At 42.9% G+C, this 13,311-nt stretch carries 20 protein-coding genes; 18 read left to right on the forward strand and 2 right to left on the reverse strand.

Annotated elements, in window-relative coordinates; all coding sequences use genetic code 11:
- Positions 1-5: 5 nt before the first annotated feature.
- The 18 genes from PAENI_RS25970 to PAENI_RS26055 all read left to right on the forward strand — a co-directional run bounded on the left by PAENI_RS25970 (position 6) and on the right by PAENI_RS26055 (position 11,458).
- Positions 6-701 carry a LysM peptidoglycan-binding domain-containing protein gene (locus PAENI_RS25970; RefSeq protein WP_262495742.1) on the forward strand — a complete coding sequence of 232 codons (696 nt, stop codon included), beginning with the start codon at positions 6-8 and terminating at the stop codon, positions 699-701.
- Positions 702-705: 4 nt separating this feature from the next.
- Positions 706-1,671 (forward strand): XkdQ/YqbQ family protein, encoded by a 966-nt coding sequence (locus PAENI_RS25975; RefSeq protein WP_149647235.1) that lies wholly within the window; start codon positions 706-708, stop codon positions 1,669-1,671.
- Between the two features lie 2 nt (positions 1,672-1,673).
- Positions 1,674-1,967 carry a DUF2577 domain-containing protein gene (locus PAENI_RS25980; RefSeq protein ID WP_149647236.1) on the forward strand — a complete coding sequence of 98 codons (294 nt, stop codon included), beginning with the start codon at positions 1,674-1,676 and terminating at the stop codon, positions 1,965-1,967.
- Positions 1,964-2,377, forward strand: a complete 414-nt coding sequence (locus PAENI_RS25985) for a DUF2634 domain-containing protein (protein ID WP_262495743.1) — start codon at positions 1,964-1,966, stop codon at positions 2,375-2,377. The genes PAENI_RS25980 and PAENI_RS25985 overlap by 4 nt, the downstream gene beginning before the upstream one ends.
- Positions 2,364-3,428, forward strand: coding sequence for a baseplate J/gp47 family protein (locus tag PAENI_RS25990; RefSeq protein WP_316502936.1), 1,065 nt, complete (start codon positions 2,364-2,366; stop codon positions 3,426-3,428). The genes PAENI_RS25985 and PAENI_RS25990 overlap by 14 nt, the downstream gene beginning before the upstream one ends.
- A 1-nt stretch (position 3,429) precedes the next feature.
- Positions 3,430-3,843, forward strand: coding sequence for a phosphoglucomutase (locus tag PAENI_RS25995; protein ID WP_149647238.1), 414 nt, complete (start codon positions 3,430-3,432; stop codon positions 3,841-3,843).
- Position 3,844: 1 nt separating this feature from the next.
- On the forward strand, positions 3,845-4,867 hold the full coding sequence (locus tag PAENI_RS26000) for a DUF2793 domain-containing protein (protein ID WP_149647239.1): 1,023 nt from the start codon (positions 3,845-3,847) through the stop codon (positions 4,865-4,867).
- An 11-nt stretch (positions 4,868-4,878) separates the two neighbouring features.
- Positions 4,879-5,217, forward strand: coding sequence for a hyaluronate lyase N-terminal domain-containing protein (locus PAENI_RS26005; RefSeq protein WP_149647240.1), 339 nt, complete (start codon positions 4,879-4,881; stop codon positions 5,215-5,217).
- A gap of 3 nt (positions 5,218-5,220) precedes the next feature.
- Positions 5,221-5,829, forward strand: a complete 609-nt coding sequence (locus PAENI_RS26010; protein ID WP_149647241.1) for a putative phage tail protein — start codon at positions 5,221-5,223, stop codon at positions 5,827-5,829.
- 11 nt (positions 5,830-5,840) lie between these two features.
- On the forward strand, positions 5,841-7,445 hold the full coding sequence (locus PAENI_RS26015) for a pectinesterase (RefSeq protein ID WP_149647242.1): 1,605 nt from the start codon (positions 5,841-5,843) through the stop codon (positions 7,443-7,445).
- Positions 7,446-7,459: 14 nt separating this feature from the next.
- Entirely contained in the window at positions 7,460-7,942 is a 483-nt protein-coding gene (locus PAENI_RS26020; RefSeq protein ID WP_149647243.1) for an XkdW family protein, read from the forward strand.
- On the forward strand, positions 7,943-8,074 hold the full coding sequence (locus tag PAENI_RS26025) for an XkdX family protein (RefSeq protein WP_149647244.1): 132 nt from the start codon (positions 7,943-7,945) through the stop codon (positions 8,072-8,074).
- 75 nt (positions 8,075-8,149) lie between these two features.
- On the forward strand, positions 8,150-8,434 hold the full coding sequence (locus tag PAENI_RS26030; protein WP_149647245.1) for a hemolysin XhlA family protein: 285 nt from the start codon (positions 8,150-8,152) through the stop codon (positions 8,432-8,434).
- Positions 8,403-9,353 carry a peptidoglycan recognition protein family protein gene (locus PAENI_RS26035; protein WP_262495744.1) on the forward strand — a complete coding sequence of 317 codons (951 nt, stop codon included), beginning with the start codon at positions 8,403-8,405 and terminating at the stop codon, positions 9,351-9,353. The genes PAENI_RS26030 and PAENI_RS26035 overlap by 32 nt, the downstream gene beginning before the upstream one ends.
- 11 nt (positions 9,354-9,364) lie before the next feature.
- The gene (locus PAENI_RS26040) at positions 9,365-9,724 is read left to right on the forward strand and encodes a phage holin, LLH family (protein WP_149647246.1); all 360 of its coding nucleotides are present in this window, start codon (positions 9,365-9,367) and stop codon (positions 9,722-9,724) included.
- A 170-nt stretch (positions 9,725-9,894) separates the two neighbouring features.
- Complete coding sequence (locus tag PAENI_RS26045; protein WP_149647247.1) at positions 9,895-10,473, forward strand: hypothetical protein; 579 nt, start codon at positions 9,895-9,897, stop codon at positions 10,471-10,473.
- Positions 10,466-11,077: a hypothetical protein gene (locus PAENI_RS26050; protein WP_149647248.1), complete on the forward strand. Its 612-nt coding sequence runs from the start codon at positions 10,466-10,468 to the stop codon at positions 11,075-11,077. Before PAENI_RS26045 ends, PAENI_RS26050 begins: the two co-directional genes overlap by 8 nt.
- A gap of 162 nt (positions 11,078-11,239) precedes the next feature.
- Positions 11,240-11,458 (forward strand): hypothetical protein, encoded by a 219-nt coding sequence (locus PAENI_RS26055; protein WP_149647249.1) that lies wholly within the window; start codon positions 11,240-11,242, stop codon positions 11,456-11,458.
- Positions 11,459-11,510: 52 nt separating this feature from the next.
- Here the strand turns inward: PAENI_RS26055 and PAENI_RS26060 are convergent, their stop codons facing one another.
- Together PAENI_RS26060 and PAENI_RS32030 are read right to left on the reverse strand one after the other, a co-directional pair.
- On the reverse strand, positions 11,511-12,374 hold the full coding sequence (locus PAENI_RS26060; protein ID WP_149647250.1) for an ATP-dependent DNA ligase: 864 nt from the start codon (positions 12,372-12,374) through the stop codon (positions 11,511-11,513).
- Positions 12,375-12,443: 69 nt separating this feature from the next.
- Positions 12,444-13,235 (reverse strand): hypothetical protein, encoded by a 792-nt coding sequence (locus PAENI_RS32030; RefSeq protein WP_188114694.1) that lies wholly within the window; start codon positions 13,233-13,235, stop codon positions 12,444-12,446.
- Positions 13,236-13,311: the final 76 nt, after the last annotated feature.

The following is a 13,311-nucleotide window of genomic DNA, read 5'->3' on the forward strand; positions in this document are numbered from 1 at the left end:
GTTGTGTGGCCGATGGCTACAGCATCGAACTGAGTTTTAACAACCGTGCTATATGGTTTGAGATCCCTGTCCTTCCTGAAGAAATAGAGATAGGTGGGGAAGGCGATGGGGAGACCTACAATATAACGGACCTTGGCGAAATTAACGTAATCAAAGCTGCTAAGCTCAAAGAGATCAGCTTCAGCAGCTTTTTCCCGTCTATCGCTGTAGGTGGTACCGTACCAAGCTATGTATCATCAAAAAACTGGGGGCAACCAGCTGATTACATCCAACTGATTGAAACCTGGATGAACAAGCGGAAGCCGATCCGGTTTATTTTTACGTCAACGGGTCTAAAAATCAACATTGCGGCCAGTATTGAGGAATTTAATTATAAAGAGGTTGCCGGGAGCCCGGGTGACTTTAAATATGACATCAGCTTGAAGGAGTATGTTTTTTACGCTGCTAAAAAAGTGAAGTTGAAGACAACTGAGACAGCAGCCGGTACAACCACTACAACAAAGAAAGAGCCAGCGAAACGTGCAGATGAACGTACTAAGTCGAAAACAGTTACCGTCAAATCCGAGGACACACTGATGAAGATTGCTAAAAGAGAACTCGGTGACGGCAGCCGGTGGAAAGAGATTCAGAAGTTAAACGGCTTAACGGACGCGCAGCTGAAGACGCTCAAGATCGGTTCCGTCCTGAAGCTCCCGGGGTGATTGTATGGAATTGTTGATCGATAATAAAAATGGAGACGTCTGGGATGTATCCAGCATCGTTACGGATATATCCTGGAAGACGGTTCGAATTGGCAAGGCGGCATCCCTAGAATTTACTCTTGTAGACCGTGGACCATGGCAAGATAAAAAATTCCAGTTGAATAATGGTGATGTGGTTCGTTATACGGACGAGGGGCATAAGGTCTTTTACGGATATATTTTCAGTATTGAAACTGGGACGACCGAAGAAATATCCATTCTGGCTTATGATCAGGTCCGGTATTTAATGAATAGCGGAACCTATGTGTTCACGAAACAGACAGCAACTCAGGTAGTTAAAAAGCTTGCTCAAGACATGCAGCTCAAGACCGGATCGCTGGAAGATACAAAATACATTATCCCTTCCCAGATCCGTGACGACAAAACGTTTATCGATATGATCTGCATGGCGTTAGATGAGACGTTGGTTAATTACGGGACCAACTTCGTATTCTTCGACGATTTCGGGAGTTTGACGATACGTAATGTTTCCAATATGCGTTTTCCTTTTGTGGTAGGTGATGATTCACTTATGACAGATTACTCTTACAGTCGCAACATCGACGATGAGACATACAATCAAATAGTTTTATACAGGGACAACAAGGAGACAGGTAAGCGTGAAACTTACGTCACCAAGGACAGCGCCAGCATTGCCAAGTGGGGATTGCTGCAGCTTTACCAGAGTGTGGATGAGAAGCTGAATCAGGCCCAGATAACAGAGCAGTTGGCGCAACAATTGCTAATGAAGAATAGAGAGAAGCGAACGCTTAGCATAGAGGCCCTTGGAGATTATCGGATGAGAGCCGGCTGCTACGTGAATCTATACATTAAGGCGATGAACATTAATAAATTCTTCTTGGTCGATGAGTGCAGCCATTCAAAAGAAGGCGGCATACATACCATGGACCTCGAATTAAGGCTGGTGTAATTATGCTGGAAGCAATTAAGCGGGCTGCTCAGGAAGCGGTTGAAGCTGCGGGTCCGGTTCAGGTGCAACTTGGAGTCGTAACAAATGATAATCCTCTTGAGGTGCTAGTCGATAATCGGCTATCGCTTTCAGAGGATTTTTTAATTGTTCCGGAGACACTTGCAGAATTTAAATTAGCTATAGGGTCAAATGAATACGAGATCAGAAAGCCATTGGCAGCAGGTGACAAGCTCCTGCTTATCAGGATGCAAGGTGGTCAGCGTTACGTAATCATGGATAGGGTGGTGAGTAATTGATACCACAGAGCGATAATGTACTGCTAAATGAGGACATGGAGGATGCGCCACAACCAAGCCTCACCTATAAATTAGACCTTGTAAACGGACGTATAGGATCCGTGGTAGTGGACGGATTGGATGCTGTAAAACAGGCAGCTATTAAAATCCTCTCTACAACCCGGTTTGAAAATCTAATTTACAGCGACAATTACGGTAGTGAGGCGGATGTTGGCTCAGTGCGCGGGAGAGCAGTGTTTGAAACGGAATTGGAACGATGGGCTAGGGAAGCACTTCTGCAAGATGATCGTATCGTTTCCGTGACAAACTTTAGATTTACCTATGATGGTGATGCTGCACTCGTCTTATTTGATGTGGAGAGCGACTACGGAAACTATACAGACCGATTGGAGGTGAGTGGCGGTGTATGAGGGCCAAACGTTTGAAACTATCTTAGAACGGATGCTAGATCGAGTACCCGATGGGATGGATAAGCGAGAAGGCAGTATTATTTATGATGCCATGGCTCCGGCGGCAATGGAGTTGGCTCAGATGTATGTTGAGCTGGACATAAACACGAATCTAATATTTGCCGATACCGCTAGTGGCGATTATCTGGATCGGTCGATTGCTTGGTCCGGTGTGACCCGCAAGAAGGCAACTAAGGCTCAGCTCCGGGGGCTGTTTTATAATGCCGCTAACACCTTAATGGATATTCCAATTGATAGTCGTTTCGCGATTGGTTCAATCAATTATAAGGTGGTTACTCGGCTCTCATTAGGAGAGTATCGACTTGAGGCAGAGGTTGAAGGAATTGCGGGAAATCAGCATTTTGGTACATTAATCCCTATCGATTTTGTTAATAATCTAGCAAGAGCTGAATTGAAAGATTTAATTGTCCCTGGGACTGATAGGGAGACTGACGATGCATTACGACAGCGTTACCTTGATTCTGCCAGACGTCCAGCGACCAGCGGAAACAAATATCATTACATTGAATGGGCTCTTGAAGTTTCCGGAGTGGGTGGAGCTCGCGTATTTCCGTTATGGTCAGGTCCGAAAACTGTAAAGGTTGTTATTGTAAATACTGAGGGTGCTCCGGCGTCAAGCGTGCTTGTAAATCAAGTACAAGATTACATTGATCCAGCTGCAGGGAAAGGCGAAGGGCAAGCGCCTATTGGAGCAGTAGTCACAGTTACTTCAGCCATCGGCAAGGCTATTAATATATCAGCTAAGGTAACCTTAGCATCTGGTTATAGTCTGCAAGGTGTAAAGAATTCCTTTTTGGAGCGACTGGAAGCTTGGCGTAAGTCGGCTTCTTTTATATCAACTTATGTTAGTCAAGCCGTGATTGGATCGATCCTTTTAGGTACTGACGGGGTTATTGATTATGTTGGGTTGCTGCTCAATGGAGCCTCAGGGAACATCGTTCTCGCAGAAGAAGAGGTGCCATTGATCGGTATTGTGGAATTGGGGGTGTAACATGGCATACCCGAATAAAATAGATGTTTTTCAAGAGAAGCTGAACAAAAATCCAACTGGGAACAACTATGTTATTGAAGAACGGATAGCGCTTGTAGCAGGCGTTTATGAGGGTTTATTGAATCACGATAATATCAATAATTCAACTATCCAAGTCTATAGCGGTAGTAAATTAACTGGTGATAAATTAACAAACTGGACTTTAACTATTCCGAGTGATACACCATGGCGCGGGCTAATTAAGATTTTTAGCAGTGTTGCTGAAGTCTATGTAACCTATGAGACACCAGGTGATACCGTGGAAGCGGATGATATTAATGTTCTACAGACAGCAGTAACGGCTACACAAACAGAGATAGAAAGGTATAAAACAAATGGTCTGATAGACGGCGGATCATTTACGAGAGGGGTATAACATGGCACAAACGATACAGATAAAACGTGGTACCAAAGCTCAACTCAGTACTTATGGGGCGTTACTTGCTGGTGAAATGGGTTTTTGTACAGACACGAAGGAAATATATATCGGAGATGGCACAACAAACTCAATGGTTGGGCGAGCTTTATCCGGCGCAGAGGCTTCGCGTCCAGTGGCCTCCTCGGTCGGACGTCTGTTTTATGTAACGAGCGGAGCAAATAACGGATACCTATACTTTGATGATGGCACAGCTTGGCGGCGAGTGAACGCTCAAGCGCTCAGTGATTTAACGGGGTCGCTTGATAATATAGCAGACGGCGCTACTTATGCAAAGATATTAAAGGCTGATGTCAGTGCAGGTCATATCAATAAGGTGTCAGATGGGACGAACACTAAAACGGCTGCTGAGATCAAGACTCACATTGATGATGCTACCAAGCACCGGGTGATTAATGATTCTGGATCTACGATTACAGACTTGTGGTCAGCACAGAAGATTAAGAATGAAATCGAGCTTGCGAAACATAACATTGAACCGCAAGCATCAGTTAAAGATCAGCATTTATTATCTCCGCCTGCAAGTCCGGTTGAAGCCGACCGTTACATCATTCCGGCCTCAGCGACAGGGGTTTGGGCGGGAAAGACAAATCAAATTGCTGAGTTTCAATCTGGGGCATGGGCTTACTATACCCCTGCTATAGGATGGACTGCTTATGTAGACGATGAGCAGAAGATTTATAGCTGGAATGGTACGGCGTGGGTTCGGACAGGCGGAGCTCTTCAGACGATTACAGCGGGTAACGGTCTAACTGGTGGTGGTCAGTCCGATAGTGTTACGTTGACGGTAGGAGCTGGTAACGGGGTTATTGTGGATTCCACTACGGTAGCTGCTAAGGCAGGTAAAGGCATCATTGTTAACGCGACCGGGATCGAGGCTAATATTGATGCTTCTAGCATCGTCTATGATGCGGCCAATGGAAATAAACTTACGGTCGCTACGATTGATGGGGGCACGTTCTAGGAGGCTTTGAGATGGCGAGAAAAGTATTAATCCAGATACGTAGAGGAATAGAAAGCGCAATCGGTACATTGGCAATAGGCGAGCTTGGCTATTGTACTGATACAAGCAAGTTATATATTGGTGCGACTACTGGCAATGTGTTACTGGTGGCTGCTCAAAGCTCAGGAGATATGCTTAAAAGTATTTATGATACGAACAACGATGGCAAAGTTGACTATGCTGCCAACGCTGATGCTGTCCCTTGGTCTGGTGTAGCTGGGAAACCATCAACTTATCCTCCATCATCACATACACACTCCGAATACATGGCTAAGGGTCCATTAACGTGGAACCAATTAAAGGGGGTGTGATGGTTGAGCTATGGAGATTCTTTATACAGCACTCTTCTTTTCTCGGCTGATGAAATAGAAGACAGCGATGAGATAAATAAAGTTGATCTTATGAAATACTTACCACCCTATTACAGGGGTATACAAGAAATAGAAGAACTGCAGGAATCTTTAGGTATTGAGATACATGGCTTAACTACAGGCGTACAGGACTTGCTAGATCAAGCTTATGTTGAAACTGCAACATGGAGTCTTGCACGTTGGGAGGCTGAGCTTGGATTAAGTTCGGATCCATCAAAGTCTTACATCAGTAGAAGAGAAATGATTAAGGCTAAACGGCGGGGAACTGGCACAACAACACCTGAAATGATTCAACGAACAGCATCGGCTTTTGCTGGCGGGGATGTATCCGTAGAAGAAGTTCCTGGAGAATACCGGTTCATCATCAGATTTATTGGGATTCTAGGCATACCTCCGAATATGGCTGGACTAATTCAGATAATCGATGAGATTAAGCCAGCACACTTAGCTTATGAGTTTGCTTATACGTATACCTTCTGGGATTCGCTTAAAGCAATATCATGGAATACTGCTGGTACTGGTACATGGAACGACTTAAGAACTTTTGGATAGGAGAGTGACAAATGAAAACTACAGGGAATTTGGGCTTAAAGAAGCCAGAGGGAACGGATCTCGTTGATATTGCCGATCTGAACGGGAATATGGACATATTGGATAATGCCGTTACTGGTAAGGTCGATAAAGTTACTGGCAAACAACTGTCTACGAACGATTACACAACAGCCGAGAAAACAAAGCTGGCGGGTATTGCTACGGGAGCAACTAACTATACTCACCCGGAAACTCATCCACCATCTATCATCGCGCAAGATGCAAGTAATCGTTTTGTAACTGATACTGAAAAGGCAGCGTGGAATGGAAAAGCACCGAATACTCTTGTTTCAGGAGCACTGCAAAATGACGGGTTGATGCGGGCAACTGATAAACTAAAGCTCGACGGAATCGCCGCAGGAGCGAATAACTATGTTCATCCTGCAACTCATCCAGCAACTATGATTACTGAGGATGCTACTCATAGATTTGCAACCGACACAGAAAAGTCTAATTGGAACGGTAAACCCAATTTAAGCACTACACCACAACAAACAACAGCAGACATTACCTACTATGTCCGTACAGATGGTAGTGATAGTAATAACGGGTTAGCTAATACAGCAGCAGGAGCTTTTAAAACCATTGGTAAAGCTATTAGTATGGTTCCGAGTGTTGTAAACCATGTCGTTACAATCAATGTGGCTGCTGGAGCATATAACGAAAATGTAACCGTTGCGGGTTATAGCGGCAGGGGGTTGCTGACCATTTCAGGTGATACCGTAGCCAGCACAAGCCGCAGCGTTACAACGATCACCGTGTATAGAAATTCAATACAAACTACAGTTAAGGGATTTAACCTCACAACCACCACAGAGACGGCTGTATATGTAGAGGGTTCAGTGAATGTCATTTTTCAGTATTTGAACATAGTAGGTGCAGCTAAGGGTCTTGTGGGGATACAAGTACATTCGTCTAAAGCATATGTTAATTTAAGTGTTATATCTAATAGATTGCTAGCATTTCAAAGCACTATCAATGGGGAAATAGTTGCCGATAACAATGCGGGTACAGGTAACACAAATGCCGGGAATGCTGTGTACGGAGGTAGAGTTTCTTTATATTCCGCGAAACCATCAGGAATTAATGAAGCAGCAGCAGGGGGAATTATATTTGATGGTGGTTCAGTTATTAACCCATGGGGAGATAATACAACGGACCAACGTCCGACAGTATGGGCTTATATGTCTACTGCATTTGTGATTTCGACTACATCGTGGACTTCATTGAAGTATGGCGGAGTAAACTCAAACCATGGTAATGGGTATAACGCGACGACAGGCGAGTTCACTGCCCCACAAACAGGATTCTATAGAGTCAAAATGCAGATATTGATTCCTACAGTTCCGCCAAATCAAAACATTATGATTGGTATATTATTTAACGTTGCTATTAGATATATGCTGGATAGTCGCAGTTCGTCTCCGGCGGGTTCATCAGATTTAATGCTAGGCGGAGACATAACAATGCGCCTCAATGCGGGTGATAAGTTAATCCCTCAAATTCTTGTAGGTTCCTCTTTAACGCCTGCGATTGGTCAAGACACGACTCATTTTGAAGTAATAAGAATATCTTAAAGGAGGAATTGTTTATGAATATAGCGCAAGCAGTGGAGTATATTTATCCTGCTGCTAAACACAACGTTAATTTCGAAGTGTGGGATATGGGGGCAGAACCTGTATTACGCGAGGGCGTAGATGGAAGGTTTCGCTACGATATCAGACCATTGAATGAAGATGAAACCGAAGCAGTGGAGGGTGTTCATTATCAGTATGTAGTGGACTATAACCGACTAGTAGAGGGTTTAGACTACGACATGGTAGAGCGTGGGCAGTTTATCGCGGTGTGGAATCTGGACGTACCACAGCCGACAGAAGAAGAGTTACAGGCCGCATGGGTGGCATATCTGGAAGCTGAGGCTAATAAACCACCAGATCTGACGGAGACCGAGCAACTCCGAGCCGATAACGCTGCTTTATTACTGGAGCTTGTGCAGACTCAGGCAAGGCAAGATCAAGCAGAGCAGGACCAGGCAGCCTTACTTCTAAGTCTCGTGGAAGGAGGTGTACTGTAAATGAACTGGTACGCACTGATTAAGCGATACTTTGACGCAGGGTTGTATACGGGGGAGCAAGTACAGGTTTTTGTTACCGCCAAAAAGATAACGGCTGAACAAGCTAAAGAGATTACAGATAGCGCCATATAGTAGGCGTTTTTATTTTGCCCTCGTAGCTATTACGGGGGCTATTTATATTGGGAGGATTAGAGAGGGGGAGTAGGGATGTCAGGAGGAGGCGGAGTCTTGGGAACAGAGGATAAACTTGTGGAAATCCAGATACAGTTGGCCAGAATCGAAAAGACACTTGAAGCAGTACCTGCCCTAACAACGACTATTGAAGCCACGCGAGATTTAGCGCGTGAAGCTATGCAATCTACTAAATCAGCACATCATAGGTTAGACAGGATTGAGGATGCACAACGCTGGCTTTGGAGGACTGTTGGCGGGGCAATCATTACAGTGATTATAGGGGCTATTGTGGTGGCTATCAGAATGGGAGGAAACTAAGTTGATTAGAGATAAATATACTATCGAACGGCGTTATATCAACAAACGCCAAAATGTACGGCCCGGTACCCGATTAACCTCGGGAACGCCGGGCTTTTTAGTTGCTCATGATACAGGTAATCCGGGAGCAACCGCCGATAACCATTTTACTTATTTTCAAAACCTCAAGGACCGCTCAGCTTCGGCTCAGACGTTTATTGACGATACAAAAATACTAGAGATCATCCCAACAGGTACGGGATTGGATCCAGCAGAAAAGGCTTGGCATGTCCTCTACAGTGTTACAACAGACAATAAGCTTTATGGAGATGATGCTAATGATATCGCATTAGGGGTGGAGCTATGCTATGGCGGTAAGATAAATACCCTCGAGGCGTACAAGCGCTTTGCGTGGTATATGGCCTATTGCTGTGACAAGTGGGGACTTAACCCACTGATACACATCCCAAGTCATAAGCAGTTAGATCCTGCACGTAAAAATGATATTGATCAAGCGTTAGCGACTGTAGGTAAAACACTTAAAGACTTGCTTTATGATGTGGTAGCAGAAATTAAGGAGCAGCCAGTGTCCGTTGTACCGCCGGTCGCTGTGCAGATGCCTGCCAGCGTAGCTCAAAGACTAATTGAAGATTATGTATCCCCAGCATGGTTTGTGGCTCATAGGGAAAAGGATCAGGTGGGCTTAACGCACTTTCATAACCTTGCTGATAACCTTAGAATGGCTTCGGGTATTCCATTACAACCAGGTTCAACAGCGCCATTTAAGCAGCTGCATAAAAGCAATGTACAAGAGTTGATCTTCCGGTGGTTGTCTCCTGGCTGGTTTGCTGCCAAACAAAAACAAGATAAGACGGCCATGGTTTACTACAATAACACGGCAAATCACCTGCGGCGCGCTGCGGGCATGCCAACTGAATAGGAGAGGATAATATGCAAACGTTAATTGATGCTGCACAACCTTATATTTCAGCAATCGTTCTTGCTATTGTAGGTTTATTGGCGGCAGTTATTTTGAGAACGGTGGCTTTGCTACAGGCTAAGGGTGAGGCTTGGTTAGATGGAAAGCTTGGTGTCCAACAGCGAGATCTGCTGCATAAAGTGGCCGGTGAGGCTTATGCCTATGCAGAGACGGTGTACAAGAGTAAAGAAAGCCAGGTAAAACTTGCTCAAGCTTTAGAGTATGCTACGCAGCAGTTAGGACGCAGGGGCATCATGGTTACTCCGGATGAGATCCGGGCGGCAATTGAGGCAGCGTATCTTAAAGCTCAAATTCTAGTTAGAAAAATGTAAAAGATAGAATTGAATTGTATGTCAATCAGGAGATTAAAGGAAATCATTAGGTTTTTTCTAAATAAATATTTCATACACAATAGAAAAATGCCACTTGACTAAAAATTAAGTGGCATTGGTAAAATTTTCTGATATATTGATGGTAAGAGCATAGATTTGGAGGATGAAATATGAGTGATAATTCGGTTAGTAACTTGAGTGATGATATTTCAAGAATAGATGTAATATTGTCTGAAGATCCACTGAATAAAGAATTCATTTTTAAAATAATCGAACAGTTCGTAGATGAACCAAATCAGAAAGTTATTAGCAAAATTGATGGGATTTTTGGTGATAATATTGGTGCCTCATTAATGAGAATAATAATTGAAGACTCTGATGTTATTTTTAAAGATGTTCAAAGCCCGTATAAAACATTTTATATGTCTATTAATGCTCTTTATAAAGAGAGAGCTCTTAAAGGTTTTAGTACTCGAATTATGTCACCTCTAGCCTTGTTCACAATAGATCAAGTTAATCTTGACAGAAATTTATATAGAATTTTTAGAGTAGATAATAGTTACTATGATATAGAATTGGATAGATTTGCAGCATTCCATTTAATGAATGTCAGTATTTCTGTTTTAGTAAATCAATATAACAGTGAAAGTCTAGATGACGATGACAAAGAATACATAAAACTAAAATTAAAGGATTTTTCTGAAATAATAGGTCAAATTCCTTTAGGTATGGGGGATTCAAATGAGTGAAAGTTCTCGTGAACGTTGGAAGCCAGAAGTTCATCCTGGCGGACTTCTGATTACTGAGAAATATATGAGAGATATGGTTAATTCATTAATAAGGGCGAGTCGTAGTGCCACTTCTTCCGTTTTTGATTCTCCGGTAAATGATGGAGAGATGAGAAGAGCTGCACAAGAGTTTTATAGAGGGGCGGCAGAGGTAGCGCCTAAAAGCGATGATTCATTGGAAAGAGGCGGTGATGATATCATGGATGATTCAACAAAGATGATGATTGAAAGAATGGAGCGAGATTCAAGGGAACGAGAGAATCGTTATCATACAGATGCACAAGAACGGGAAAATCGCTACCGCGAAGAAATGAAAGAGCAGGATCGTAGATTACGGGAAGAAGCTAAGGAACGAGAAGAGAGGATTCTCGCGGCTGTTAATGGGAGCTCAAAAAGAATAGAGGATCAATTAAAAGAAGTAAAACAAGAAGTTAATGAAAATGTGAAACATGTCCAAAGTCTTGTTAGACAAAATTTTTGGGGGAATATTTCCACTATCGTAGCTGTAATAGGCATAGCAGCAACCATTTGTTTCACTATATGGGCAGCATTAAAGGGTAGTTAAAATATCTCCGGAATTATTGCAAACCTATTCTTTAAGTACGGCAAAGTAGGTTTTTTAGTGAAAATAGTCACCTGTATAAAATGGATTATAGTAAGACTATGTGGAAAGAACCTTGTCGACCCTGCCATTACTGGTGGGGTATTTTATTACATAGGAGTGATCATGTTGAGTAGTGTATACAAAATCCTCAAGTCAGACTCTGAATTTCTAACTGCTGCTTTGTCACAGTCTCAAGTGGATATACTCGAACGGCGTGGCGATCTGGCTGGCTGTATAATTGATTGTGGACGTCCAGTCCAGAAGTGGAGCCCAGTTAGCGTTAAGGTTGCTGATGCTTATTACATGAGAAGTGAATTTGAATTTAGGATGGTTTTGGCATAAGCGTGTATCAAAAATACCCACTAACCTTTATTGGTCAGCGGGTATTTTACGTTTAAACTATAAACTCTGTAAACACCGGACTTCTCAGCATTCCAGATTTGGTCCAGTTCCTCATACGCACCTTTGCCCGTAATCGTGGCTCGAGATGTACAAACTCCTTATCTTCGCCTTTAATCAGTTGTGGGACCACACCTCTGAATGCCTGCTTATGAATCGGTGATGCTCCGAGTTCAATGATTCCTACTGGACGCAGTTTGCCGGAATTACCGGATGGAACAGCAGCCAGCCAACCAAACTCCTGTTTTCGATACCCTGTAATATATACATCTGCATAGGTCCAATTGATGACTTTTTGCCACGCATGAGAACGGCGTCCGGTCTCGTATAAGCTGTTCTTACGCTTACCTACTACACCCTCCATACCACGTGTTTCGATCTGTTCAAATAATGCCTCTCCAGCACCTTCTACGTGTGGTACTACTCCAAAGCTATTAGACGGTAGAGTTAACCCCGCCAGTATCTCCTTACGGCTCATCAAGGGCAAACCACGTACATCCTGACCTTTGTACATCAAGATGTCAAAGATGGCATAATACACGGGGAGCGTTCTGGTAAGTTGTATGATCTTATCTGCTCGTCTCGCCTGAAATCGACTCATAACAGACTCGAAATCAGACACGCCAGTTTCAGGATCTACACAAGCGACCTCACCATCTAATACAATATCCTCAGCAAACGGAAGGTGTAGCTCAGGGTACTGATGAGTACAATCATTATCGTGTCTGGTATATAACTGGATCTTGCCGGAAATTTGAGAGTAAATAAGACGATGACCATCTATCTTTGGTTCAAATATATAATCGTTGTGACTGAATGGTCCTGCAGCAGTTTGTAATAACATAGGGGATATAAACATAACAAAACCTCCTGTATCCTATTATAGCTGGGGGCTACAAAGGATAGAGGAGGTATGTGATGGGAAAATCTATTTTGTTAAGGTATACTCACTAACTTCAAAGGTAAGTATTTTATCAAATATTACATACTCTTTGCGCTTGTTAAAAGGTCCTTTGTTGTTGGAATGCTTATTAATTCCATATGATCCTGCATCTCTTCCTGCATCACGAGCATCGTACCAATTAAGAAAAGCATTTACTTCAACAATTGGAAGATCATATTCTTTTTCTGTCCCATTAATTAATGTGATTGTAAGAATCGCTCTATCACCGGTAGGTTGTTCTGGTGTTGGTGTTGCAGTTGGTGTTGGTGTTGGTGTTGGTGTTGGTGTTGGTGTTGGTGTTGGTGTAGGTGTTGGGATTGAGCTACCAAAAATATCGAAGTCAGCGATTTGAATGGGGTTGCCGCCAATATTCGAAAGCGTTAAGTATTTTACTGATTTAGCGGAGAGCTTAATTTTATTTCCATTCGTATCTTCAATGATTTTATTAGTCACAATATAATTGCCATTAGGATCATGTAAAGAAAAGGCTAGATTGGTGCCCTTCATAGAAATCTGATAAGAGTCTATATCTACAGGAGTATCAAAAATGTACCATATACTATAGGGATTTTGACCGGAAGAATCGGGTAAATAAAGTACCGTCGAGTTATCTCCATCAGTAGCTACTGTAGTAGTTCCGCCTGTATCTGAGTTAAGTCCTCTCCCCATTGTCATTGTTTTTCCATCTAAAATACCACCTTGATAGGCTAGGGCATTGTTTAGAGGGAGAACAGTAAAGATAAGTAAAAACATCAAAATAAATTTAATCTTTTTCATTGGTTACACTCCTCATTATGTATTATCGTTTACGACTTTACAAAATTAGAAAAGTATTGTCTAAACATTAATGACT

Source organism: Paenibacillus sp. B2(2019) (assembly GCF_008370385.1).
Lineage (GTDB): Bacteria > Bacillota > Bacilli > Paenibacillales > Paenibacillaceae > Paenibacillus_AQ.